Genomic DNA, 24,772 nt, shown 5'->3' with positions numbered 1-24,772 from the left:
CGGTGAACGCCGCCGACGCACAGGCCGAGACCCGCAGGCTCGTCGACAAGCTGTGGAGCTACTGCGACGTGCTGCGCGACGAGGGCGTGTCCACAATCGACTACGTCGAGCAGTTGACGTTCCTGCTGTTCCTCAAGATCGCCGACGAGAAGGCAGCCAACCCGCTGAGCGCGGAGAACATCCTGCCGGAAGACTGGCAGGAGTACGGCTGGCAAAAACTCAAGGACAAAAAGGCCGAAGACCTCAAGCAGCACTACGAGAAGCTGCTGTCGGCTCTCGGTAGTCAGGCCACGGGCAGCCCGCTGAACCTCGTCTTCGGCAGGGCCCAGAACAAGATCCAAACTGCGGCGAGCCTGTCCCGGCTGGTCAAAGAGCTGATCGACAAGGAGACCTGGTCGCTGCAGGGCACCGACGTCAAGGGCGACGCCTACGAGCAGCTGCTGTCCCGAGGTGCCGAGGACACCAAAACCGGTGCCGGCCAGTACTTCACCCCGCGCCCGCTCATCGAGGCGATGGTGCGCTGCACCCGGCCCACTCCGCGCGACACGATCACCGACCCGGCCTGCGGCACCGGTGGATTCCTGCTCGCGGCCTACGAGCACATCGCCGCCGAATACGGCAGCGAGCTCACCCGGGCGCAGTGGGAAGACTTCTTCGGTACCTCCAAGCGTTCCGAGGGCAACATCTGGGGCACCGAGTTGGTGCACGGCACCGCGCGTCTGGCCGCGATGAACCTGCTGCTGCACGGCATCGGCTCCTGGAACGGCAAGCAACTGGTCCACGTCACCGACGCGTTGGCCAAGGGCGGCAGGAAGGCGAGCCTGGTGCTGGCCAACCCGCCGTTCGGCAAGAAGTCCTCGATCACCGTCATCGGCGAGGACGGCAAGGCGAGCCGTGAAGACGTGGCCTACAGCCGCACGGACTTCTGGGTCACCACCACCAACAAGCAGCTCAACTTCGTCCAGCACATCGCCAAGCAGCTCGACATCCCCGGCCGCGCGGCCGTCGTCGTGCCCGACAACGTGCTGTTCGAGGGCGGCGCGGGCGAGACCGTGCGGCGCAACCTGCTGCACGACTACGACGTGCACACCCTGCTGCGCCTGCCCACCGGCATCTTCTACGCGGGCGGGGTCAAGGCCAATGTGCTGTTCTTCGACTCCAGGACCCCCACACCCGGCCGGGCGCTGACCAGCAAGCTCGCCGTCTACGACTTCCGCACCAACCAGCACTTCACCCTGAAGACCAAGGCGCTGCGCAGCGAACATCTCGACGACTTCGTCGCCTGGTACCGCTCGGCCGAACGCCCGGAGGAGCGCGACGACAACGAGCGCGTCCGCGTCTTCGACCACGACGAGCTGCTGGCCCGCGACAAGGTCAACCTCGACCTGATCGGCTGGGTCGCCGACGAATCCGCCGAGGACACCGACTCCCTGCTGCCGCCCGAGGTCATCGCCGCCGAGATCGTCGAGGACCTGCAGTCGGCACTGACCGAGTTCGCCGCCGTCGCCGACGCGCTCGGCGGCCAGACAGCGGCGGAAGTTTCCTCAAATGAGGGCGCCCCCGATCCGCAGCAGCCGTAGGGACGCGGCCCGGGCGAACGCGCCGCTGTGGCCCTCCGGCAGCCGCAGCGACGAACCTCACCCTGATCGCCGACCTGCACCGTCGGCATTGTTCGACGTGGGGTGGTGGTGGTATGCGATAGTGGGCGCCGTGGCTTCTTTCGATTCGTCCGTGCATACCGAGACCACTGAACCCTCCGATGGGCAGATCACGATCGCGACCGTGGAATGGTACGGCCGGGAGGCGGTGCTGCCGGTGGCGGGAGACGTCGACATGGTGACCGCACCCAAGTTCGAGGAAGCGCTGACGTCGACGCTGAACGAACGGCCGGAGAAGCTGGTGGTGGAACTGACCGAGGTGGACTTCTTCGCCTCGGCGGGATTGTCGGCACTGGTCGCCGCCTACCAGCAGGCCGAGGGAAACACCGAACTGTGTGTGGTCGCCCCGAACACCGCCACGGCGCGGCCGCTGCAGGTGACCGCCCTGGACCGCAGGATTCCCGTCCATGCCTCGCGGCAGGAGGCCCTCTCCGGGGGGTGATGGTCGCCGCGGCGCCTTGATCGGCGCGGCGCGGTGGACCGACTCCGGCGAGATGTGCATAAGCAGCCCCCCGAGCGGGTACGTCGGAAGCCAGTCCGGCAGTCGAGGCAGGAAAGATCACATGGACACCGACGGCGAGGTGGCCGACAAACACGGTGGCGGCAGCGGGGAAACGCAGGTCACCGACCTGCGCTTCCCCGCGGTGCCCGCTGAACCGGAGCGGCTACCGGAATTGCGGCACACGCTGGTCGAGTGGGCGGAGCGCACCGGCATGGCCGCCGAGCAGGTCGAGACGTTGGCGTTGGCCGCCTACGAGGCACTGGCCAACGCCGCCGTCCACGCCTACCCCGACGGTGACGGCGTGCTGGATGTGCACGCGAGCCACCGGCCCGACTCGGCACAGGTGGAGGTCACCGTGACCGACTACGGGCGCTGGCGCCTCCCCCCGAGCGAGCGCGGGGGAACGGGCGGCCGAGGTCTGGTACTGATCCGGAACCTGGCCGACCACGCCGAGGTCATCGCAGAGACTTCCGGCACCACGGTGCGCATGGCCTGGGCTCTGACCCCCCAGGCCGAGACGGCGCGCCTGTCCCTGTCCTGACCGCGGCGCGGTGCCTGCGACCCGACCTCGCTCAGGTCCGGCTCGCGTCCGACGGAGCGGCGGGCACGCGCAGGGCGAGCAGGGCGATATCGTCCTCGGGAGCGGGATCGAATCCACCGATCAACGTGGTCAGTTCGCCGATCAGCGTCTCGGCGCCCGCATCGATGTTGTCGGCCAGAAACGTTTCCAACCGCTGCTCACCGAAGAACTCTCCGCCGGGGCGGGCCTCGGTGAGACCGTCGGTGTAGAGCAGCAAGGTCTGCCCCGCCTCCAGGCGCAGGTGGGACGTGGCGAACGAGGCGTCCGGCAACGCCCCGACGAGCATCCCCCCGTCGGGATGGATCTCCTCCACCGTGCCGTGCTCCGGGCGCAACCACAGCGCCGGCTGGTGCCCGCCGCCGGCGAGGACGATGTCGAACCCACCGGTGGGGAGAGGATGCAGGATCCCGAACAGAACGGTGCAGCACTGCGGAACGTGCGGATCCCGCAGCAGGGCCGCGTTCAGTTCCGCCAACGCGGCAGCAGGGTCGGGGCTGTGCAACGCCGCGGCCCGCAGGGTGTAGCGGGTCAGCGACGTCACCGTCGCCGCCGGCGCGCCGTGGCCGGAGACATCGCCGAGGAAGAACGCCCACCGGCCGTCACCGAGGGAGAACACGTCGTAGAAATCCCCGGTCACGTCGCTCGGTGACGCGGCGTGGTAGTGGCACGCCAGCTCCAGTCCGGGCACCTGGGGCAGGGACGGGGGCAGCAGCGTGCGCTGCAGCGTGGACGCGAACCCTTCGATGCGCTCCCGCAGTTGGCGCTCGTGACGCAAGGTCGTCAACGCCGACAGCCGCAGCTCCAGCTCGTCCATCACCACGTCCGCCAGATCCTGCAAGGTGGTCAGCTCGGTGTCGCCGATCTCGCGGGGGTGAGTGTCGAGCACATTGACCGTGCCCAGCCGGTAACCCTCGGAGTTGCGGATCGGTGCCGCGGCGTAGAACCGCACACCCAATTCTCCGCGCACCAGCGCATTCTCGGCCGTGCGGGGATCGGCCAGGGCGTCGTGCACCACATACGGTGCGTTCTGCTTGATCGCCGAGTCGCACAGCCCCGGCTCCCGTGCGACCTCGGTGATGCCGCTCACGCCGTACGTGGCTTTGAACCAGATCCGATCGCTGTCCACGATGGACACCGTTGCGATCGGGGCGTCGAGCCATCGTGCGGCCAGCGCGGCGATCCGATCGAATGCTTCGTCCCGCGGGGTGTCCACGATGTCGTAGCGGGCCACCGCCGCCAACCGTGCTGCCTCGCTCGCCGTGGCAGCACCGTTGCCGGTGTGCGGGGCCGCAGGGATCTCCGATAGTGCTTGCTCGGCCGCCAAAGGTTGTCCCTCTCTGCCGGGAAGTGCGCAGCCGCCGTCGCTCGGCGACCCCCGCCGTGGACGGTGCTGCCTCGGGGTGTCGTCGAGCGCGCGGAACAGCGGCACCCCATCGGCATGGTGCTTGCTCCAGTGGCTGACTGCTCAACCAACCGCACTATAACCGAAGCACGAGTGTACATCGGTGCACGGACTGCCAGGATGGTGCTGCGTTGCGTGTACACCGCTGGGGTGGTGCCGGTGACGAGGCCGGTCATCGGATGTGCCCGCCGGTGTCGCCGTTCAGGGCTCGCCGCAGTCGCGACAGGCTGGTCAGGTCCTCCAGGGGCGACTCCGCGCCGGCGGCGCGGAGATCGTCGACGGAGTACTCGCCGGTGGCCACGGCGACGATGTGTGTCCCCGCGGAGAGTGCGACGTCCACATCGTGGGGAGTGTCACCGATGAGGACGATCCGCTCGGCCGGGACCGTGGTGCCGAACTGTCGTGCCACGCGGTCACGGGCGATGGTGACGAGTTCGGCGCGCTCGCGGTGGTCGTCGCCGTACGCGCCGGCCGGCAGGTCGAGGTAGCGTTCCAGCCCGAAGGCCTCGAGCTTGGTGCGGGCCACATCGGCGGTGTTGCCGCTGAGCACGCTCTGGTGCATGTCCGGCTCGGCCGCGAGAGCATCCAGAGCCTGCCACACGCCGGGCAGCACCGTGCCCCGTTCGGCGAGCTCGCCGACGGCGGCGCGGAATCCCTCGGCGAGGGCGGCGGCGAGCCGGGTCGTGATCCGCTCGGTGGGTTCGATCTCGTGCAAGCGCAGGGTGTCGTGCATGATGTCGAGCTCCGTGCGCCCGTGGACCGGGGCGAGCTCCCGCAGGGACTGCCCGGTCACTTCGGGAAAGACCCGCGCGTAGACGGAGCGACCCATCCCCCGGCTCTCGATCAGGGTGTGGTCGATGTCCCAGAGCACCAGTCGCATCCGGCCGTCGGCTGCCATGGCGACCAGTATCGCAGGGGACGCGGGAGAGTCGACCTCTGGTGTGAACGAGCCGGGCGGCGCAGACTGGAGGTGCTTTCGAGCCGTGCCCGCACAGCGGGCCTGTCCGAGGGGGAAATCATGCTCGAAGCCAAGAGTCTCGACCGGCCGGACGAGACGAGACGTTTCAACAACGGCGAATTGGCCATGGTGAAGTTGGCCGGTGTCTCGGTCGGTCGGGCGACCATGCGGCCGGGCTGGAAGTGGTCCCACGACGTCAAGCCGCTCGCCGGAACCGACAGTTGCCAGGAGAGCCACCAGCTCTACGTTCTCTCGGGCCGCATGCACGTCGCGATGGACGACGGAACGGAAGGGGAGGCCGGAGCCGGCGACTCGGTGGTGATCTCACCGGGCCACGACGCCTGGGTCGTGGGTGACGAGCTGTTCGTGGCGATCGACTGGGCCGCGGCGGACACCTACGCCAAACCCGCGGGCTGAGCGACACCGCGGGCAGCACGCCCGGGGCATCCGGTCGCTGTGTTCGACCGGATGCCCCCGCACGCGCAAAAAGGGGGCGGTTCCCGGCGAGCCCGTCGAAGAAGGCAGGTCTCCGTCCTTCCCGCATCGGCCGGTGTGGCAACTGTGACGCCGGAGCCCTGCAGGCGATACCGTGTTGACCATGGCCAGTGGTACGGCGAGGAGCGGGCGAAGCTCGGCGGGCGCCAAGAGTGCGACCAAGAGCAACGCCACCACGTCGAAAGGCGCTTCGACCTCGAGGTCCGCCCCGGCGTCGAAAACGAGCTCGACCGCGAAAACCGGCTCGACCGCGAAGAAGTCCTCGCGCGGTACCGCGGGCAAGGGCGGCACGAAGCGGGCGAACGCGCCGCGTTCCGGTGCGACCCGCGCGCCCGCGCGGCGCGGCTCAGCACGCCGCGCGGGCGGCTCCGAAGTGGGACAGAGCCTGGCGCGGGGGCTGGGGGCAGCCCTGCGAGCGCTGGGCAGGACCCGCGAGCTCGACCCCGCACATCGCCGCGACGGGCTCGCTCTGATCTTCCTGGCCGTCGCCGTCGTGACCGCCGCCGGCGTGTGGTGGCACGCAGGCGGTCCGGTGGGGCAGTGGCTGGACTGGGCGCTGCGCTTCGTGATCGGCTCGGCCACGCTGGTGCTGCCGCCGGTGCTGCTCGGCGTGGCGGCCCTGCTGATGTGCACCGAGACGAATCCCGAAGCGCGACCGCGGATGGTGATCGGCACGCTGCTGATGCTGCTCGCCGCCCTCGGAGTGCTGCACATCGCCGCCGGTGCCCCGGAAAACCTCTCGGGATGGCCGCAGGCCGGAGGTGTGCTCGGCTTCGCCGCCGGCGGCCCGCTGTCGCAGGGAGTCAGCGGTGGTGTGGCGATCGCGGTGCTCGTGCTGGTGGCCGCGTTCGCGGTGTTGCTGCTGACCGGAACGGCCGTGCGCGACGTGCCCGAGCGGCTGCGTGCCCTCGCCCGGTACGGCGCGGACGAACCGGACGGCGGCGGTACGCGCGAGCAGGCACCGGCCGATGCCTCCGCAGCCAGGCTACGACGTCCGGCGAGGCGCCGCCAGGCGGCGATGAGCGACGGCCCGGCGGCGGGTGAGGCCACCCAGCTCACTCTCGACGATGCCGCCGAGTCGCCCGCCGGGGATTCGGCCACGGGCACCAAGGGGCCGGCCCCTTCGGGCAAGAAGACCTCCGGAACGAAGCCCGCGGCGACCGAAGTTCCCGCCGGCTCGCCCGAGAAGGCCGGGGACGATCAGGCGGACAAGCTCACCATCAGCCGCACCGTCGAGGGCGACTACCGGCTTCCGCCGCTGGATACGCTCACCGAAGGCGACCCGCCGAAGACCCGCAGCAAGGCCAACGACTCCATGATCGAGGCGATCACCGGGGTCCTGGAGGAGTTCAAGATCGACGCGCAGGTCACCGGCTTCGTGCGCGGGCCGACGGTGACGCGCTACGAGGTCGAGCTCGGCCCGGGCGTGAAGGTCGAGAAGATCACCGCGCTGACCAAGAACATCGCCTACGCGGTGGCCAACGACAACGTGCGCCTGCTGGCACCCATCCCGGGCAAGTCGGCGGTGGGCATCGAAGTGCCCAACAGTGACCGGGAGATGGTGCGCCTCGGCGACGTGCTGCGCTCGCCGAAGGCCGCCGACGACACCCACCCGCTGGTCATGGGCCTGGGCAAGGACATCGAAGGACACATGGTCACCGCGAACCTGTCGAAGATGCCGCACCTGCTGTGTGCGGGTTCGACCGGTTCCGGTAAGTCCAGCTTCGTCAACTCGCTGCTGGCCTCGCTGCTGGCGCGGGCCACTCCGGACGAGGTCAGGATGATCCTGATCGATCCGAAGATGGTGGAGCTGACGCCGTACGAGGGCATCCCGCACCTGATCACCCCGATCATCACCCAGCCCAAGAAAGCCGCCTCCGCGCTGGGCTGGCTGGTCGAGGAGATGGAACAGCGCTACCAGGACATGCAGGCCAACCGGGTGCGGCACATCGACGACTTCAACGCCAGGGTGCGCTCCGGGGAGATCACCACCCCGCCCGGCAGCGAGCGCGAGTACCGGCCGTACCCCTACATCCTGGCGATCGTCGACGAGCTCGCGGACCTGATGATGACCGCGCCCCGCGACGTCGAGGACGCGGTCGTGCGGATCACGCAGAAGGCGCGCGCGGCCGGGATCCACCTCGTGCTGGCCACCCAGCGTCCCTCGGTGGACGTGGTCACCGGGCTGATCAAGACGAACGTGCCCTCCCGGCTGGCTTTCGCCACGTCCTCGCTGACCGACTCGCGGGTCATCCTGGACCAGGCAGGTGCGGAAAAGCTCATCGGCATGGGCGATGCGCTCTACCTGCCGATGGGGGGAGCCCGGCCGTCCCGGGTACAGGGCTCGTTCGTCAGTGACGAGGAGATCCACCGGCTCGTGGCCCACACCAAGGAACAGGCCGAGCCCGACTACGCCGAAGGTGTCACCACCGCCAAGGCGGGCGAGAAGAAGGAGGTCGACTCCGACATCGGTGGTGATCTCGACGTGCTGCTGCAGGCCGCCGAACTCGTCATCACCAGCCAGTTCGGGTCGACCTCGATGCTGCAACGCAAACTGCGTGTCGGCTTCGCCAAGGCGGGCAGGCTCATGGACCTGCTGGAGTCGCGCGGCGTGGTCGCGGCCTCGGAAGGGTCGAAGGCGCGTGAGGTGCTGATCAAACCCGACGAGCTCGACAGCGCGCTGCAGTCGATCCGGGGTGGGCCGCCGCCGGAGGACGACCCGGAGTGACGTCGCGCATCGGGGCGCACGAAGGGGAGTGCCGAAGACTCACGTGTGACCGTCACGGACGCAACGTCGCGTGGCTGCTGTCGAGCTCCTCGACAGAGGAGACGCCCAACAGCTGCAGGGTGCGAACGATCTCGGTGCGCAGGATCTCCACGGCGCGCTGCACCCCTCGCTGCCCACCGGCCATCAGCCCGTACAGGTAGGCGCGGCCGACGAGGCAGGAATCGGCGCCGCGTGCGAGAGCGGCCACGATGTCGGCACCGTTGAGAATGCCGGTGTCGAGCATGATCTGGGCGCGGTCGCCGATGCCGTCACGGACTCGCGGCAGCAGTTCCAGCATCGTCGGGGCCCGGTCGAGCTGGCGCCCGCCGTGGTTGGACAGGATGACCGCATCGGCGCCCAGGTCGACGACCCTGCGGGCGTCCTCGGCGTTCTGGATGCCCTTGATGATCAGCGGACCGTCCCAGAGGCCGCGCAACCACTCCACGTCGGCGAAGCTCAGAGTCGGGTCGAACATCTCGTCGATCAGTTCGGCGACCGTGCCCTCCCAGCGCTTGAAGGAGGCGAACGTCAGCGGCTCGGTCGTGAGCAGGTTGAACCACCATGCGGGGTGGGTCGCGGCGTCGGCGATGGTCCGCAGGGTCAGGGAGGGTGGGATCGTCAGGCCGTTGCGCACATCGCGCAGGCGCGCGCCCGCGACCGGGGTGTCCACCGTGAGGATCAGCGCCTCGTAGCCGGATTCCCGCGCACGCTGGACCAGGTCCTTTCCGGCCGAGCGGTCCCGCCAGACGTAGAGCTGGAACCACTTGCGCGCATCGGGGCCGGCGGCTGCGGTGTCCTCGATGGACGTGGTGCCCATCGTGGACAGTGCGTAGGGGATCCCGGCCTGCTGGGCGATGCGGACGACGGCCTGCTCGCCCTCGTGATGCATCATCCGGGTGAACCCGGTGGGGGCGAAGCTGAACGGCAGCGCTGCCCGCCTGCCCAGAATGTCGTGACTGGTGTCCACGTCGGACACATTGCGCAGCACGTGGGGCTGGAACTCGACGTTGCGGAACGCCTGCCGCGCTCGCTGCAGGCTCGTCTCGTTCTCGGCCGCCCCGTCGGTGTAGTCGAAGACGGCACGCGGTGTCCTGCGCCGCGCGAGGGAGCGCAGGTCACCGATGGTGTGTGCGCGGGACAGCCGCCGCCGGGTCGGATCGAACTCCGGGCGGTCCACCCGGAGCAGTGGCCGCAGTTCGGACCAGCGCGGAAGTTGTCGCCGCACCATGGCGCACCGTCCTTTCCTCGCGCACAAATCGGTCGGCGTGTCCCGACGCGAGGCACGGTACCCACTCGGTGGGCCTTTCCGGTAGTGAGGAGGCGGGGCCGCTTTCGTGGCTGGGCGCAGGACGGCTCACCCGGACTCACCCGGTCACGGGAAACTCCACGGTCTCGCCGTCGCGTCCGGTGGCACGCAGCGACACGACCTCGCCGGACGGGGCGGTCTCGGTGGTGATGTGTGCCCGTGCGAGCGCCTCGGGGGTGGTGGTGGCCACGTCACCGAACTGCCGGACCGCGAAGTAGTAGACGTTGGCCACGCCCTGGCAGGTCACATCGCCGTCGCACTGGGTGTACATGTCGGCCCGGAACAGGTCGTCGATCCGGAGCCGGTTGGGCTCGGTGAACCGCCCCTGATCCTGGTAATTGCGGTAGCCGAAGTCGTGCCGGTGGCAGCTCCGCGTGAAGTCGTGGCCCAGCGGTTCGTCCGGTGACCAGGAACAGCCGTCGCTCGACCAGTCGAGCTGTTCGTCGTACGGCCGGTCGGCACGGATCGCGGCGAACTCGTCCAGGGAAGTCCCGAACAGGTACAGGTCGGTGGCCCTGCGCAGCTCCTCGTCGGGGAGGTCGGCGTGGGCGGTTCCGGCGGTGAGCACCATGGCGAGCGCGGCGGCGGCGATGGCAGGCAGGCCGCGACCCGCGCGGCGGCCGAGCATGGACGGCACGGAAGACTCCTTCGGTCGCACTGATCACGAGAAGTGTCCTATCGATCACCTTCCGTGCGCATGGTGCGACAGGATGATCTTCCGCCCTCCATCGGGTGATCGTGAGTAATTGCTACGGGGCGTTGGAATCCATTGAGGGGAGATGGCGGAGTACTTCACTGGCGAATTTGGGTAGACCGGTCCGTGTGGCGAGGAAAGTCATCAGGTCCGGCACTGTGGTCGGTTCCTTGCGGTAGCCGGCGACCTGCTGATGCAGGCATTGCAGAGTGATGCCGGGGTAGAGGTCGAGTTGATCGAGTAGAAAGTCGTCGGGATGAACTGCAACCAGGTCGTAAGGGTCGAGTGCAGTGGCAGGGAAGTGCTTGACGTTGAAGGTCACGATGACTTCGGCGTTGGCGCGTACAGCGGCGGCCAGAACGTGGCGGTCCTTCTCGTCGTTGGTCATGGTGGGGAGCAGTGACTGGTAACCAGTGACTTCGGCGTCGTGGAAATGTTGTTGCATGTTGCCGAGCCGATAGTCGACGGCGGACCGACTGATCCGGATGAGCAAGTTGCGGCGTAGTTCGTCGAGCACATCGGCCGACCACAGTGGGCGGTAGGTCTCCGCTGCAGCCAGCCGCAACAATGTGTCGTTGAGATGCTGGGGATACAGCACGCATGCATCCAGGAAGGCAGGAAACGGCACTCGGTCTCCTACCGTGTCTCGATGGGATCGGTCGTCGCCTCGTAGAGCCCCGATTCTTCTCCGTCGGCGGCCATGGCGTCGAGTGCTTCCTGACGCTCTTTTCGGGTGCGCTGTTGATAGGCGATGACGTCTTCGAGTTTGATCCGGCGGTGGCGCCCGTGCTGGGTAAACGGGATCGCCTTGTCCCGTTCGAGTAGTTTGACCAGTGTGGGGCGGGACATGTTGAGCATGTCGGCGGCCTCCTGGGTGGTCAGCATCGTGTTGTGCGGGGCCACTGTGATCGCGAGTCCTTTGGACATGGCGGTGACGACATCCCGGAGGACTCGATAGACCGGCTCGGGAACCTCGACGTGGCTTCCATCCGGACCGACGAGGGCTGCCTGCTTGCTCTCTTCCTTTGGCGTGAGTAGTTTCGCCAGTTCAGAGAGGGTGTCAGTCGGTCCCTGTGGTGGTAATACGGTCTGCTCGCGCACCGTGACAGTCATCGAAACCTCCCTATTTGCTCCCCATGCTACCCGGTTTCGAAAAATTCGAAACAGCCCACGCTGTTGGCGCGCCCCTCTTTCAGGGCAAGTGAGAAGCCGAGTGGTCGTTACGTTCTTGTGCGTCGACGCGGCGCTGCAGCGGGCGCGTGCGCGGTGTGACCACGGGCGAGAACACCGGCGCAACCCGTCGACCGGAGTGTGGAAGCTGGTGGAAGCAGTGACGCCCGCGCGGCGTGATCAGCCTTCGTCGCGCGGGTGATCGAGTTCGAGCAGCATGCGGGTGTTGCCGAGGATGTTCGGCTTCACGTAGGGCAGCTCCAGGAACTCGGCGATGCCCTCGTCGGCGGAGCGGCGCATCTCGGTGTACACCTCGGGGTCGACCGGCGTTCCGGAGATCGGCCGGAAACCGTGCCGGGCGAAGAAGCCGGTCTCGAAGGTGAGCACGAACAGCCGCTGCAGCCCGAGTCCGTGCGCCAGCTCGATCAGCCGTTCGACGACGAGGTGTCCGATCCCGAGCCCCCGGGCGCTGGGGTCGACGGCGACGGTGCGGATCTCGGCCAGATCCTCCCAGAGCACGTGCAGCGCACCGCAACCGACGATGCGGGCCCGCCCGTCGTGCCCGCTGCCGCCGTCGGGCTCGTCGAGTTCGGCCACCCAGAACTCCTGGACGCTCTCGTAGAGCGTGACCAGGTCCTTTGCGAGCAGTACACGGCCCGCATAGGTATCGACCAGCGTCTTGATCGTCCGGACATCCGAGATCCGCGCTCGACGAATTGTTATCGCGCCGGTCGTATAATCATGCATCTCTGTATTCTATCGCGCCTCGCAACGCAGGCGGGTCACCGGAGTGGGAACGAGACCCGGGAGAGGTGGCCATGACCAGCCCCGCCGGGCATGGCGGCTATTGTTGTCCGGAGGTCGTCCGGAGACGGCACGAGCGAGCCCACTCGGGTTCGGCATGCCTCCGGAACTGCCTTTCGCGGACGGCCGCATCGGCGCGATGTGGTATGACGACTGATGCAGTGGACGCCGCATGCCGCGTACACGATCCTTAAGCTGGTGGGCGACGTACCGAGTCGCGCGCAGACGGCGACGGGCGGGCACGCTTCCACGGACCGGCGAACGGAGAAGTCATGACGGCGGAGGGTGCGGTGCCGGAGCCTACCGCAAAAGCCGGGGAGGAGCACGTGAACACGACGCGTGCGGTGCCGTTGCTCAACATCGCCAACGTGCTGACCATGTCGCGATTGGTGCTCGTTCCTCTCTTCCTGCTCGCACTGTTCGCCGTGGGCGGACACGACCCGGTGTGGCGCTGGGTGGCCACCGCGGTGTTCGCGCTGGCGTCGATCACCGATCGTATCGACGGTGATCTGGCCCGGCGGCGCGGCCTGATCACCGACTTCGGCAAGGTCGCCGATCCGCTCGCGGACAAGGCGCTGACGGGTGCCGCACTGGTCGGGCTCAGCGTGCTCGGCGACCTGCCCTGGTGGGTGACGTCGACCATCATCGCGCGCGAGCTGATCGTCACCCTGCTGCGTTTCTGGGTGATCCGACACGGTGTGATCCCGGCCAGCCGCGGCGGCAAGCTCAAGACGATGCTGCAGGCGATCGCCATCGCCCTGTACCTGATTCCGCTGGGCGAGTTCGGTGAACCACTCCGGTGGACGGTCATGGGGGCCGCGGTGGTGGCCACCGTGGTGACGGGGCTGGACTACACGGTGCGCGCCCTGCGCCTGCGGGCAGTGGGCCGACGAGCCCGCGGTGGACGGGCATGAGCGGCGTGCTCGACGTGCTGGAGGTGCCGCGGGAGCGGGTGGTCGCGGTTCTGGAGGTGCTGCGCCGCCGCGGCGAGACGGTGGCCACGGCCGAGTCGCTGACGGCGGGCCTGGTCAGCGCGGCACTGACCGAGGTGGCCGGGGCCAGTGACGTGGTGCGCGGCGGCATGGTGGTCTACGCGACCGACCTGAAATCGAGCCTCGCGGGTGTCGACGCCGACCTCCTCGACGAGCACGGCCCCGTACACCCGCGGGTCGCCGAGGCACTGGCGGCGGGAGCCCGGCTGCACTGCGCCGCGGACTGGGGAATCGGACTCACCGGAGTGGCCGGACCCGATCCGCAGGACGGGACGGCCCCGGGAACGGTGCACCTCGGGTTCGCGGGTCCCGACGAGACGGCGGTGTGCTCGGTATCCTTGGAGGGGGATCGGCACGCCGTGCGGGCTGCGGCCGTTCGGGCGACCATGGAACATTTCACGAGAATGGTGCGTTGAACCGGATATGTCGGCCGCATCATGCGGGCAATCCGGCCGGTCACCCTCGCCGGCTGTCTCCGGCCGGCCACCTCACCGGTGGCCCCGGCCGGTCACTTTCCCTGGTCGGAAATCCGAGCTGCCGCTCGGCTCTCGGATCTTCGGTCTCTCCGAACGACGTCCCTCGACGGATCCACCGGCACCGCCGAGCACACCCGGACGCCGCCATGTGGGTGAGCGACGTTCGCCCTGGGCGGACTTGCCACCCAGCGGTCCCACCGGAGATCTCGCAGTGAGTAACGTAGGGACCCCGAGTCACATGGGGTCGTTGACGCGTAGCGCAGGATGTAGGCGACGATGAAGGGAGGCGCGCGATGACCGTGTTGTTGCGGGAAGCGGTCGGAGAACGGCTGCGCCGCGCCCGGGCCGCTCAGTCTCGCACGCTGCGGGAGGTCTCGCGCGCGGCCCGAGTCAGCCTCGGCTACCTTTCCGAGGTGGAACGTGGTCGCAAGGAGGCCTCCAGCGAGCTGCTCGGCTCGATCTGCGAGGCGCTGGACTTGCCCTTGCCCGAGTTGCTGGTCACGGTGGCCGGTGACCTCGACAAATCCGAATCCCTGGTCGCGCCTTCCGTGGTCGAGCAGTCCGCGCCCGCCGATCTCGACGGTGGCCGGCTGGTGCCCAGCCTGATCGGCCCCGAGCTCGCCGACAGCGAGCTCGTCGGCAGTGAGCCGGCCGGGGCGGAGGCGACCGCGAGCGCCGGTGCCGAGGAGCACTCCGGAGAGGAGGGAACCCCGGGACAGGACCGGCGGCTGCAGCCGATGCTCAGCCAGCGGATCAGTGCTCCTGCCCGGACATCCGGAGGTGTTGTCGTCGCGGCCTGAACGTGCCCGCCCCGGCGGGCCCGAGCTCTCACGAGGACGGGCCCGCTGGTGGGTCCACCCGTCTGCGGCCCCCGGCGTGCTCTGCGGATCTCCTCTCCGGGTAATCCCGGAGATCTGCCGGTCGTGGTGGAAGCCACCCCGGCGAGCTGACACGATGGGGGCAGACACGATCGCCCCGGCGGCCCCGGGTTGCCGGTGTGCCGGCCCATTGTGGCTACGGACCAGCATGAGAGAAGGCAGGCGGAGAAGATGGCCAATCCGTTCGTGAAGTTCTGGAAGTACCTCATGGCGGCGTTCTCGTCGAAGGTGGACGAGCACGCCGACCCGAAGGTGCAGATTCAACAGGCCATCGAGGAAGCACAGCGACAGCACCAGTCCCTGTCCCAGCAGGCCGCCTCGGTCATCGGGAACCAGCGGCAGCTGGAGATGAAGCTCAACCGGCAACTGGGCGAGGTCGAGAAGTTGCAGTCCTCGGCCAGGCAGGCACTGACCATGGCCGACCAGGCACGGTCCGAGGGGGACGAGACCAAGGCGCAACAGTACGAGGAAACCGCGCAGCAGCTTGCCAGCCAGCTGGTGAGCGCCGAGCAGAGCGTGGAGGACCTCAAGAACCTGCACGATCAGTCATTGCAGGCCGCCGACCAGGCCAAGGAGGCGGTCCAGCGCAATGCCCAGGTGCTCCAGCAGAAGATCGCCGAGCGCACCAAGCTGCTCAGCCAGCTCGAGCAGGCCAAGATGCAGGAGCAGGTGTCGAGTTCGCTGCGGCAGATGACCGAAGTCGCCGCCCCCGGCAACACGCCGACCCTGGACGAGGTGCGGGACAAGATCGAGAAGCGCTACACCACGGCGCTCGGCGAGGCCGACCTGGCTCAGAACAGCGTGCAGGGCCGCATGATGGAGGTCCAGCAGGCAGCGGTCGACGCCGCGGGAACCAATCGGCTCAACCAGTTGCGAGCCTCCATGGGCAGCAGCCAACAGCAGCAGGTCACCGGGGGCGAGCAGCAGGCGCAGGAGGCGAATCCGGCGCCGGCGTCCCGGCCGCAGCAGCAGAACCCGCAATCCGACCAAGCGTGACCACAGGTGAGCAGGCGTAGAGAGGAATTCTCCGAGTGGGGGGAATTCGCGCTCGACCAGTTGCGCGGCCCGGTGCTGACCGGGTTTCGCAGGAAACTCGCGGCGTGGCGGGACCCTCGCGCACGGTTGATCCGGCGGCGCAGAAGGGCCAAATACGGTACGGCCTCCGGAGCCACCGCCACGGGAGCGCTCGGTGGCGGTGCCTACCTCTCCTACGCCGCGGAGAATTTCTGGGTCACCCTCGAGCCCGCGACGGAAACGATGCTGGACGTGACGTCCTTCGGGGTCGGCGGCCTGGCCCTCGCCGCGGGGGCGGGCACCGTCGGTGCCGCACTGAAGTATCGGCGGCTGAAACGCACTCCGCTTCCGCAGCCACCTCCCGAACCGGTGCAGCTTCCCCCGCGCGACTCACAGGCCCGCGAGCCCATGCGACGCCTGCGGGACGCCGAGCAGAGCCTGCACAGCGCGCTGACCCGGCTGACCGATGCGGGCGTGGGGGTGGCGGGTGAGCCGGCCACGGAGGCGCGGACAACGGCAGCTCGTGCCGCCTCGGCGCTGCGTGCCGTGGCGGACCGCCTGGTGGCCGTGGAAGGTGCGGTCCCGCACGCACCCGCGCAGGACCGGGAGGCACTGCGCTCCGACGTGGCACGCCTGCGCGCGGAACTCGACGAGGGAGTCGAGAGCTACGGTGGCCTCGTGGCCGCGGCCGGGCGGGCAGTGGCCGCCAGCGGTGCTTCGGAACAGAAACACGTGATGCAGGACGCCACCGACCGGCTCGCCGGGCTGGCAGCGGCCTTGCAGGAACTTTCGGAGGTGGCGCCGGGAAACGGCGCGACCCCGACGGAGATGCCGACCGGACCCGCCGGGCAGCTCCGGGGGCAGGCCGAACCTCCGGAACAACCGGCCGGACCCGCTGATCCGACCGGCACGGGAGAGCCGGGCGAGAATGTCCGCCCGCGCCGGGAAGGCGGCCGTTCCGGATACGGCGACCCGGCGTGAGCCGCCCTCCGAGGCGGTAACGCTCAAACCTGTCCGTCGCTCTCGCCGTCCGCGGCATCCTCGTCGATCGCCTCGCCGTCCGCGACGGCGCGGCGGGAGCGACCGGCGCGCAGCGCCCTGGCCAGGAGCAGGTTGAACGCCAGCGCGACTTCGCGAGCGCCCGGCGTGCCCCACTGGTGGATCGGCAGGCACGCACCCTGTGCCTGCTGCACGGCCAACCTGTCCGGCAGGGTCACCGGCATCACCAGGGGGCCGAAGATCTCTCGGAGCTCCTCGATGCGGAACTGGTGCTCATGGGAGCGGGGGCGGACGCGGTTGACGACGACGCCGAGCGGCTGCAACTGCGGATTGTTCTCGGCGCGCTCGGCCTGAACGGCCTCGAAGGCACGCTGCACCCCGGATACCGCGAAGATCGTCGGCTCGGTGACCAGCAATGCCCGGTCCGCCGCCACCAGAGCCGAGCGCGTGAGCCTGCCCAGCGAGGGCGGGCAGTCCAGCAGGACGAGCTGATAGGGCAGTTCGCCCTCGGCGACCATGTCGTCGAGCCGGGACAGCGCATCGGTGAGCCGGGCGAGGTACCTGTCGCCCGACTCGTGGCCGTTGTGGACTTCCGCGTCCTCGGAACCGACGAGGACATCGACCTCCTCTCCCCACGCGCTGGGGGCGACCGCGGCCCGCAACACGTCCTCGCGGGGATCGGCGAGAACGTCACTCAACCCTTTGCGGGTTTCCTCCGGCTCCAGCGACGCGGTCGCGTTGCACTGCGGGTCCAGATCGACCACGAGCGTTCGCACACCGCGGCGCATGGCCGCCGAAGCGAGACCGAGCGCCACGGTCGTCTTGCCGACGCCGCCCTTGAGACTCAGTACTGCCACCGTATGCACGCCCGTAGCCTACGGAACCGGACGACCCCGTGGTGGGCACTGGGTGTGCCCGGGCATGGTCGGCAACCGTGGCCACCACGGCCCCGCCGGATGACAGAACCTGGTGAGCCGCGATTACGCTTTCGTCCCATGAGATCCGACGCTGTGTACCGCGTGCTCGAATCCGAACTCGCCGAGGCACGCCGGCGGCGTGACGGTACGCCGGAAGTACTCGACGTCGGTGGCGGAAGCGGGGTCTGGGCGGTGCCGCTGGCCTCCGCGGGCTGTGCCGTCACTGTGGTGGATCCCAGCCCCAACGCGTTGGCCACGCTACAGCGGCGGGCTGCCGATGCGGGCGTGGCCGAGCGGATCAGGGCATTGCAAGGGGATACCGAGGCTCTCGAGGTGGTCGGCCCGCCCGACGGGGCCGATCTCGTACTGGGGCACGGGTTGCTGGAGTTCGTCGACGACGTGCCCGCCTCGCTGCGTGCACTGACAGCGGCCGCGGCTCCCGGCGGAGCCGTCTCGGTGCTCGTGGTCAACCGCTACGCGGCGGTGCTGCAGCGGGCGCTGGCGGGGCGTGTGTCCGAAGCGCTCCGGCTGTTCCGGGATGTCGACGGCAGGCTGGAGGGATCGGCGGGGGACACGCTGCAGCGCCGCTTCGACAGCGATGTGCTGGAGCACGTTCTTCGGGAAGCCGGGCTCACCGTGGAGACCGTACGGGGGCAGGGAGTGCTCAGTGATCTCGTTCCGGGGTCGGTGCTGGAGTCCACGGCCGGCGCGGCCGATGCCCTCGCCGAACTGGAAATCGCCGCCGCTGCCCGCTCCCCCCTGCGGGAGGTGGCCACCCGTCTGCATGCGCTGGGACGGGTGCCGAGTTGATCTCGATGCTACCCCGTCCGTATGATCTCGATCGATTCGTCCCTGTCCGGGACAAGACCGGGTAGTCGTCACGTCGTTGGAACCGTATCCTCGAAAGTGACGCCCCCAAGCGTTCGCCGGATCCCCAGTCCGGAGGGTTCGCCCCTCAGGGACTCCGGCGCCACTACACCCTGTGCCGGAGGAGGAGCCATGCCACTCTCCGAGCACGAGCAGCGACTGCTCGATCAGATCGAGCGCGCGCTCTACGCCGAGGATCCGAAGTTCGCCTCCAACGTACGAGGAGGGCGGTTGCAGCGTCCCTCCAGGCGGCGGCGCCTGCAGGGAATCGCCGTTTTCGTACTGGGGCTGGTTCTGCTGGTGGTCGGCGTGGTGGTACCGGTGAAAGCAGCCGGTATCCCCGTGGTGAGCGTGGTCGGCTTCCTCGTGATGTTCGGTGGAGCAGTGACCGTCCTGTTCTCGATGCGTGGTGGCGGGGAGGATTCCGAATCGCAGACGGAGGGCGGTGGCGGATCTTCCGGCAAGAGCCGAAAGAAATCCGAAGACCGCAGTTCCTTCGCTCAGCGGATGGAAGAGCGTTTCCGCAGACGCTTCGAGCAGTGACACATCACCTGTGATTCGGCAGACCCGGTGCCCGGGCCGCCTCGACGGCCCGGGCACCGGGTCTGCCGCAACCTGCCGCCCGTCGGGCGGACGCTGGTCACGTCTCCGGCCTCCCGGTGCGCAGTACGGACCGGGGGAGCAGCCGCTGGCGTCGGCGCAGCGGCGCGCTGCGCCGGAGACTGTCCCGTACCCGACGCAGCACGTCCGGCAGTGCCGGGTCGACAGGTTGTCCCGCGGGTGCGTACCAGTCTCTCTCGACGGCGGCGACCAGAGCTCGCATGGCATCGACCCCCTCCGCGTCGAGACCGTGTCGTTCGGTGAGCTCACCGGCCACGCCGCGGGCCGTATCGGTGGTCGCGGGCAGGCTGCCGCGGTCCCGGAACTCGTCGAGCACTTCCCGCCAGGCCGTGGTCGCCGCACCCGGCGCCCCGCCGGTGACCACGGCCATGCGGCGGTGGCGCCGGACCGAACGCACCGTGGCAGGAGCCACCAGCACGGCCACGACCAGGGCACACAGACCTGCGGTGGCCCACACGCTGTTGTCGGTGGTCTCGGCCAGGGGCGGCTCCGGCAGGGGAGTGGCGAGGTCTTCACGAGCATCGCCGCCGGCGGCCTGTTCCGAGTCGGTCGGGGACGAGTCCTGGCCGGGCGTCTCCGAGGTCTGCGATTCCCCGGCAGGCTGCTCGCCGGTCAGGTGGGAGGGCAGCGAGGTGCGGCCGTCGTCCAGCGGCGTCGGGTCGAAGGTGGTCCAGCCGACACCGGGGAAGTAGGCCTCGACCCACGCGTGCGCGTCCTCGGTGGTGATGAGGCGACTGTCACCGTCGCGGCGCCCCGAGGTGAATCCGACGGCAACCCGGGACGGAATACCGACGGCGCGCAGCAGCACCGCCATCGAGGATGCGAACTGTTCGCAGTAGCCGCGCTTGCCCCGGAACAGGAAGTCGGCCAGCGCGCTGCCGGAGGAGACCGGGGCGGTCTGCTCGTCGTAGACGAATCCGTTGCCGGGGTCGGTGAAGAACCGGTTCAGCGCGACGGCCTTGTCGAAGGCGGTGTCCGCCTCCGCGGTGATCCGTGCGGCCAGGTTGGTGATACGCGGTTCCACACCGTGGAGCTCGAGATAGCTCGGGTCGATGCGGAGCGGACCCTCGGCCCGGCGCAGTTCCGCCGGGCTGTGCTCGGGCAGCAATGCCGTCTCGACGTACGACCGGGACTCCTGCCGGGACTGGGTGAACAGCACCCCGGCCGCCGGATCGTAGCGCCAGTTCCGTCCCATCCCGGAGACCCGCAGCGGCACGCCGAAGACCGGTAGCCACGCGTCCCGGTAGCCGAGCGGTTCGATCTCGATGCGCACACGGGAGCCACTCGACGGGTCCCTGCCCGGGGGGAGCGGCAACGATCCTCGGGCAGGGACACCGCGGGTGAGCCCGGCGAGTTTCCACCCGCTGGAGGGGTCGAACTCCCGCAGGGTCATGGCTCGCAGGTAAGCGTCCTCGGGCAGCCCCCGCACCCGGAACAGTTCGACCACATTGTTGCGGGTGAGCTGGCCCTGCAGCGACGTGAAAGGGCGGATGCCGATCTCGCCGGCCTCTCCGTCGGCGGTGGGAGACGAACCGGGCAGGCGCCCCTCGGTGCCGACCGCGGTGAAGGTGGAGCCCGCCAGCAGCGCCACCACCGCTGCCAAACCGGCGATCGTGAGCGATTGCCCGCCGAGTCCGACGAACCGGTGCTCCTCCCGTTCACCGGATCCGGTGTGCTCGCGCCTGCTCCCGGCCATCAGCAGCAGCACGAAGCCGAGGGCACCCGTCAGAAACGTCCACCACGGCAGCAGGTCGTCGGAAAGGGAGGCCGGGACCGCGAACACGCACAGCAGGACCAGGCCCGCCACGGCAGGTGATCTCAGCGACACCGCTATCGCGTCGAGCAGCAGCGCAGTGAGACCGATACCCAGAAACACCAGACACTGCAGTGCGGTATCGGCGGAAACAGGCGGCACCGCAGTGCGGACCGTCCCCAGCGCCGTGCCGAGCAGTGTCCACAGTTCGGTGATCGTCCCGGGGCCGGGGAGCACTCCCAGAATCGCCCTGTCCGAGAACACGGCGGTCAGCACCACCAGCAGCACCACCGCCTGGGTCGTGATCACCCAGGGCGTTGCCCAACGCCGCGAGCGAGCGACCATCCCGGCCGATGCGATCGTGCCGACCGCCGTGATCATCGGCAGCACCCAGCGCGCGTCGCTGAAGACGCCGGAGAACGCGGTCGAAGTGAGCAGGACGGCCAGCGCCCCGGCCACGGCCGCCGCGGCATCACGCCCGATACCGCGGCGAGGGGTCGGCCCGCGGGTGCGGCTCATCGCGGTACCGCCGTGTGCTGCATCGGGCTGCTTTGCCTGCACAGGTGGTCCCAGACCGCCGCTATCGAGGAATCCGGCCCGTCGGCCGTGGCCACCGTCCATCCCGAAGCGCGCAACCGGCTCGCGGTCTCGCCGGTGTCGAAGCCGCCGTCGGTGCTCTCACCGCTCCACCTGCGGACATTGAGCAGTACGGCCCGGCTGTGCGCGCCATGCGGGCGGAGCTTCGTCAACTCCGTGACCCCCGTCGCCGTCGTCGACCCCAGCACCGCGATCAGCTCCTGGCCTGCCCCGGGATCGGTGCCGCACATCAGATCGCGCCGCGGTGACGGCTGCAGTGCGGCCAGCGCATCGAGAACGGCCGTGTCGCCGTCCCCGCCGCTGTATCCGTCGACCCCGCCCGTCAGGGGACTTCCGTCCACCGTGACCAACCGAACCCGCTGTCCACGCGCATGCAGTTGCAGGCAGATACTGGCGGCGGCCGAGATCGCCCATTCGATGCTCGACTGCGCCCCGGTGCCCCGGTGCGCTGCCGCGCGGTGATCGATCAGGACGGTGACCCCGCCGTGTCGTGGTCGTTCCTCGAGACGGACCATCAGCTCGTCCCGGCGCGCGGTCATCTTCCAGTGCACCCGTCGCATGTCGTCGCCGTGCCGGTATTCGCGCACCATCGTGTCGTCTTCGCCGTGGCCGGCCCGCAGGCGCCTGTCACCGTCCTCCCCAGCGCCGAGGCCGGAACCGGCGGGCAGGCCGGTCAGCGAGACCACGCGGGGGACAGCCACCAGGCGGCTGTGGCCGGCGAGCTCGTTCTCGGACTCGGCGAGCCCGAAGGGATCACGCACCCGGGTGTGCAGGGGACCGATTCGGTGAATGCCGCGCAGCGCGGGGCGTATCCGGTACTCCACGACCGTGCCGTGCTGCCCGGGTGGGCGGTCGAGCCGAAGGTGCGGCCGCCCACCCAGCGCATAGGGCACACCGTCCTCCAGGTACAGCCCTGCCGCGGGAAGCCGGCCCCGGCCGCCGAGATGCAGGCGCACCGTGGTGTCCGACCCCACCGCGACCCGGCCGGGGTCGACCTCCCGGCGGGCTCCCAGCGCGACCCGGGTTCGGCCGGACAGCCACATCGCCAGGAGCGGCAACGCCGCGACGAAGGCCGCGACCCGCAACAGGTCCCGTTCGTCGAGGACGATCGCGCACAGCGCGGCGGCCGTGCCCGCCGCCAGCAGGCACCGTCCGCGGAGAGTGAGACTGCGCAGCACGGCTACCGTCGCCCGCCATCGGTGCCGTTGCCCCGGGGAACCGGGATCTTGTGCAGCAGCCGCTCGACGAGTTCGGCGGGGGAATGCCGAGTGGCGTGTGCCTCGCCGGTCAGCACCAGCCGGTGGGCGAGAACCGGAACGGCAACGGCCTGGACGTCGTCGGGAATCACGAATTCGCGCCCGGACAGGGCGGCCTGGGCGCGGGCGGCGCGCACGAGCTGGAGCGTCGAGCGGGGCGAGGCCCCCAGTCGCAGCTCCGCCAGTTGCCGGGTGGCGGTGACCAGCTCGACGGCGTACCGGCGGACTTCGGTCGCGACGTGGACGCCGCGCACGGCCCGCACCAGGGTCTCGATCTCCGGGCCGTCGGTGACCGGGCGCAGAGCGTGCAGCGGGTCGGCAGCGGAATGCTCGTCGAGCATGGCCAATTCCGCCGTCTGGTCCGGGTAGCCGATCGAGATCCGCGCGGTGAAACGGTCCCGCTGCGCCTCGGGGAGTGCGTAGGTGCCCTCCATCTCGACCGGGTTCTGCGTGGCGAGCACCATGAAAGGGCTGTCGAGGGAGTACGTGTGCCCGTCGACGGTCACCTGGTTCTCCTCCATGCACTCCAGCAGCGCCGACTGGGTTTTGGGAGAGGCCCGGTTGATCTCGTCGCCGACGACGATGCTGGCGAACACCGGTCCCGCGCGGAATTCGAAGCTCTCGGTCTGGCGGTTGTAGACCGATACTCCGGTGATGTCGCTGGGCAGCAGGTCCGGTGTGAACTGGATGCGGCTGGCGGTGCAGTCGATGGAACGTGCCAGCGCCTTGGCCAGTGAGGTCTTGCCCACGCCGGGTACGTCCTCGACGAGCAGGTGTCCCTCGGCCAGCAGGGTCACGAGCGTGACGCGGACCACCTCGGGTTTGCCCACCAGGACCTGCGCCATGTTCGCCGCGATGCGTTCCAGGGTGGAGTGCAGGTGGTCGATGGAGATGTCGCCGGGCAGCGTCGAGTCACGACTCGACGCCGGCTGCTGGTCCGGACCACTGCCGGGAAGGGTGGTACCGGATGTGGGCATCGAGGGAGTCACGCAACCTCCAGGTGCTCTTTCGGGGGCCCGTGGTGAGGCGGTCATCCGTGCCCGACGTCGCTGTGGGCGCAGGGGTTCCCACCGAGCTGTGCCACCCGGCCACGGCATGCGATCGACATACCGGCGTGCCATGCAGTGTCTCAAACCATGGCAGCCTGTCGAGGCGGGCGCCCGCCAATCGCGGCAGCCGCTCGGGCCGCTCGCCCGTGGTGTGACGGGCGTGGCCTCCGGCTCCGCTCCACTTTCGGGTACTCGTGCCGAGCACCGTGGCATGTCGCACCGCGAGCCCGGGTCCGGCTCGCTGCCCGGGCGAAAGACCTGCGGCAACGGGACGGCGATGTTCACCCCACCGTGCCCCACCGTCCTGACTACGCCTGCCACCAGCGAAAACGGGATCCGAGTCCGTGATCGCCGCGGGGTGTTTCGTGTTGACGGTGGGGCACCGTGGGGTACTGTGGCACGCGGTGGGGCGGAAGGGCCTCACCGTGGAAGAGCTTTGCGGAGGAAGAGCTCCGTGGAGGAACGGCCCCGCGCAGGGGTGGGCGGCCGTCGCGCGATGCGGGTGGGCGGGCAGTACACGGGCCTGGAGGTGGTTCCGGGGTGTTTCTCGGTACCCACAGTCCCAAGCTCGACGACAAGGGGCGGTTGACGCTGCCCGCGAAGTTCCGGGAAGCACTGGCAGGGGGGCTGATGATCACCAAGGGACAGGATCACTGCCTGTACGTCTTCCCGCGTGCCGAGTTCGAGCAGATGGCCCGCAAGGTCGCCGAGGCTCCCTTCACCAACGAATCCGTTCGCGCCTACCAGCGCTACCTGTTCGCCGGAACGGACGAGCAGGAGCCGGACGGGCAGGGACGGATCTCGATCGCACCGGAGCTACGGCGTTATGCCGGGCTGTCCAAGGAGTGCGTGGTCATCGGTGCGATCAACAGGTTGGAGATCTGGAACGCCGAACGGTGGCAGACCTACCTCGACGAGCACGAGGAGAGCTATGCACAGGCGCAGGAGGAGGTGCTGCCCGGCGTTTTCTAGAGGAACGGTTCCGAAGGTCTGCGTGGGTGGTCCTCGGAGCGGGTC

General features: G+C 69.2%; 24 protein-coding genes. 13 read left to right on the top strand and 11 right to left on the bottom strand.

All coding sequences use genetic code 11. The annotated features are described in order from the left end of the window. Window positions 1–2 precede the first annotated feature (2 nt). The 3 genes from DFQ14_RS12925 (at window position 3) to DFQ14_RS12915 (ending at window position 2,701) form a co-directional block, all read left to right on the top strand. Window positions 3–1,580, top strand: coding sequence for a class I SAM-dependent DNA methyltransferase (locus DFQ14_RS12925; protein ID WP_246195484.1), 1,578 nt, complete (start codon window positions 3–5; stop codon window positions 1,578–1,580). 130 nt (window positions 1,581–1,710) lie between these two features. Next, a complete protein-coding gene (locus DFQ14_RS12920; RefSeq protein WP_246195483.1) occupies window positions 1,711–2,100 on the top strand; it encodes an STAS domain-containing protein in 390 nt (129 codons plus the stop codon). A gap of 121 nt (window positions 2,101–2,221) precedes the next feature. Further along, the gene (locus DFQ14_RS12915) at window positions 2,222–2,701 is read left to right on the top strand and encodes an ATP-binding protein (protein ID WP_114453486.1); all 480 of its coding nucleotides are present in this window, start codon (window positions 2,222–2,224) and stop codon (window positions 2,699–2,701) included. 31 nt (window positions 2,702–2,732) lie between these two features. On the opposite strand, the gene DFQ14_RS12910 is transcribed toward DFQ14_RS12915, so the two are convergent. Together DFQ14_RS12910 and DFQ14_RS12905 are read right to left on the bottom strand one after the other, a co-directional pair. After that, a complete protein-coding gene (locus DFQ14_RS12910) occupies window positions 2,733–4,064 on the bottom strand; it encodes a PP2C family protein-serine/threonine phosphatase (protein ID WP_420810162.1) in 1,332 nt (443 codons plus the stop codon). A gap of 250 nt (window positions 4,065–4,314) precedes the next feature. Further along, on the bottom strand, window positions 4,315–5,040 hold the full coding sequence (locus tag DFQ14_RS12905) for an HAD family hydrolase (protein WP_114453485.1): 726 nt from the start codon (window positions 5,038–5,040) through the stop codon (window positions 4,315–4,317). Between the two features lie 120 nt (window positions 5,041–5,160). Here DFQ14_RS12905 and DFQ14_RS12900 point away from each other — a divergent pair, with 120 nt between their 5' ends. After that, a complete protein-coding gene (locus DFQ14_RS12900; protein ID WP_114453562.1) occupies window positions 5,161–5,517 on the top strand; it encodes a cupin domain-containing protein in 357 nt (118 codons plus the stop codon). 181 nt (window positions 5,518–5,698) lie between these two features. Continuing rightward, complete coding sequence (locus DFQ14_RS12895) at window positions 5,699–8,323, top strand: DNA translocase FtsK 4TM domain-containing protein (protein ID WP_179951571.1); 2,625 nt, start codon at window positions 5,699–5,701, stop codon at window positions 8,321–8,323. A 52-nt stretch (window positions 8,324–8,375) separates the two neighbouring features. Here DFQ14_RS12895 and DFQ14_RS12890 read toward each other — a convergent pair whose 3' ends face one another. The 5 genes from DFQ14_RS12890 to DFQ14_RS12870 all read right to left on the bottom strand — a co-directional run bounded on the left by DFQ14_RS12890 (window position 8,376) and on the right by DFQ14_RS12870 (window position 12,279). Beyond that, the gene (locus DFQ14_RS12890; RefSeq protein ID WP_114453484.1) at window positions 8,376–9,590 is read right to left on the bottom strand and encodes an alpha-hydroxy acid oxidase; all 1,215 of its coding nucleotides are present in this window, start codon (window positions 9,588–9,590) and stop codon (window positions 8,376–8,378) included. A 136-nt stretch (window positions 9,591–9,726) separates the two neighbouring features. Beyond that, complete coding sequence (locus DFQ14_RS12885) at window positions 9,727–10,296, bottom strand: phospholipase (RefSeq protein ID WP_114453560.1); 570 nt, start codon at window positions 10,294–10,296, stop codon at window positions 9,727–9,729. A 121-nt stretch (window positions 10,297–10,417) separates the two neighbouring features. Further along, complete coding sequence (locus DFQ14_RS12880; RefSeq protein WP_114453483.1) at window positions 10,418–10,990, bottom strand: PIN domain-containing protein; 573 nt, start codon at window positions 10,988–10,990, stop codon at window positions 10,418–10,420. Window positions 10,991–10,998: 8 nt separating this feature from the next. Further along, complete coding sequence (locus tag DFQ14_RS12875; protein ID WP_114453482.1) at window positions 10,999–11,475, bottom strand: helix-turn-helix domain-containing protein; 477 nt, start codon at window positions 11,473–11,475, stop codon at window positions 10,999–11,001. A 237-nt stretch (window positions 11,476–11,712) separates the two neighbouring features. Continuing rightward, a complete protein-coding gene (locus DFQ14_RS12870; protein WP_114453481.1) occupies window positions 11,713–12,279 on the bottom strand; it encodes an amino-acid N-acetyltransferase in 567 nt (188 codons plus the stop codon). A 329-nt stretch (window positions 12,280–12,608) separates the two neighbouring features. Between DFQ14_RS12870 and pgsA the strand changes: the two genes are divergently transcribed. From pgsA to pspM, 5 genes are all read left to right on the top strand, one after another. Continuing rightward, window positions 12,609–13,250 carry a CDP-diacylglycerol--glycerol-3-phosphate 3-phosphatidyltransferase gene (gene pgsA, locus DFQ14_RS12865; protein WP_114453480.1) on the top strand — a complete coding sequence of 214 codons (642 nt, stop codon included), beginning with the start codon at window positions 12,609–12,611 and terminating at the stop codon, window positions 13,248–13,250. Continuing rightward, window positions 13,247–13,744, top strand: coding sequence for a CinA family protein (locus DFQ14_RS12860; protein WP_114453479.1), 498 nt, complete (start codon window positions 13,247–13,249; stop codon window positions 13,742–13,744). The genes pgsA and DFQ14_RS12860 overlap by 4 nt, the downstream gene beginning before the upstream one ends. Before the next feature lie 353 nt (window positions 13,745–14,097). Continuing rightward, window positions 14,098–14,604: a helix-turn-helix domain-containing protein gene (locus DFQ14_RS12855; protein ID WP_114453478.1), complete on the top strand. Its 507-nt coding sequence runs from the start codon at window positions 14,098–14,100 to the stop codon at window positions 14,602–14,604. 249 nt (window positions 14,605–14,853) lie between these two features. After that, window positions 14,854–15,678 (top strand): PspA/IM30 family protein, encoded by an 825-nt coding sequence (locus DFQ14_RS12850; protein WP_114453477.1) that lies wholly within the window; start codon window positions 14,854–14,856, stop codon window positions 15,676–15,678. 6 nt (window positions 15,679–15,684) lie between these two features. Next, window positions 15,685–16,677, top strand: a complete 993-nt coding sequence (gene pspM, locus DFQ14_RS12845; protein ID WP_179951570.1) for a phage shock envelope stress response protein PspM — start codon at window positions 15,685–15,687, stop codon at window positions 16,675–16,677. A 23-nt stretch (window positions 16,678–16,700) separates the two neighbouring features. Here pspM and DFQ14_RS12840 read toward each other — a convergent pair whose 3' ends face one another. Continuing rightward, complete coding sequence (locus DFQ14_RS12840; RefSeq protein WP_114453476.1) at window positions 16,701–17,561, bottom strand: ParA family protein; 861 nt, start codon at window positions 17,559–17,561, stop codon at window positions 16,701–16,703. 129 nt (window positions 17,562–17,690) lie between these two features. On the opposite strand from DFQ14_RS12840, the gene DFQ14_RS12835 reads away from it, so the two are divergent. Together DFQ14_RS12835 and DFQ14_RS12830 are read left to right on the top strand one after the other, a co-directional pair. Further along, window positions 17,691–18,422: a class I SAM-dependent methyltransferase gene (locus tag DFQ14_RS12835; protein ID WP_114453475.1), complete on the top strand. Its 732-nt coding sequence runs from the start codon at window positions 17,691–17,693 to the stop codon at window positions 18,420–18,422. A 189-nt stretch (window positions 18,423–18,611) separates the two neighbouring features. Next, a complete protein-coding gene (locus DFQ14_RS12830; protein WP_114453474.1) occupies window positions 18,612–19,022 on the top strand; it encodes a DUF3040 domain-containing protein in 411 nt (136 codons plus the stop codon). Between the two features lie 97 nt (window positions 19,023–19,119). On the opposite strand, the gene DFQ14_RS12825 is transcribed toward DFQ14_RS12830, so the two are convergent. Genes DFQ14_RS12825 through DFQ14_RS12815 form a run of 3 tightly spaced genes read right to left on the bottom strand, consistent with a single transcriptional unit; the run spans window position 19,120 to window position 23,683 of the window. Next, on the bottom strand, window positions 19,120–21,372 hold the full coding sequence (locus DFQ14_RS12825) for a transglutaminase TgpA family protein (RefSeq protein ID WP_114453559.1): 2,253 nt from the start codon (window positions 21,370–21,372) through the stop codon (window positions 19,120–19,122). Then, window positions 21,369–22,628, bottom strand: a complete 1,260-nt coding sequence (locus DFQ14_RS12820) for a DUF58 domain-containing protein (protein ID WP_114453473.1) — start codon at window positions 22,626–22,628, stop codon at window positions 21,369–21,371. Before DFQ14_RS12820 ends, DFQ14_RS12825 begins: the two co-directional genes overlap by 4 nt. Window positions 22,629–22,630: 2 nt before the next feature. After that, window positions 22,631–23,683 carry an AAA family ATPase gene (locus tag DFQ14_RS12815; RefSeq protein WP_114453558.1) on the bottom strand — a complete coding sequence of 351 codons (1,053 nt, stop codon included), beginning with the start codon at window positions 23,681–23,683 and terminating at the stop codon, window positions 22,631–22,633. A gap of 612 nt (window positions 23,684–24,295) precedes the next feature. On the opposite strand from DFQ14_RS12815, the gene mraZ reads away from it, so the two are divergent. Beyond that, window positions 24,296–24,727 (top strand): division/cell wall cluster transcriptional repressor MraZ, encoded by a 432-nt coding sequence (gene mraZ / locus DFQ14_RS12810; protein ID WP_114453472.1) that lies wholly within the window; start codon window positions 24,296–24,298, stop codon window positions 24,725–24,727. Window positions 24,728–24,772 lie beyond the last annotated feature (45 nt).

Source organism: Halopolyspora algeriensis, from assembly GCF_003337235.1.
Lineage (GTDB): Bacteria > Actinomycetota > Actinomycetes > Mycobacteriales > Pseudonocardiaceae > Haloactinomyces > Haloactinomyces algeriensis.
This window is presented reverse-complemented; position numbering and strand designations above follow the sequence as displayed.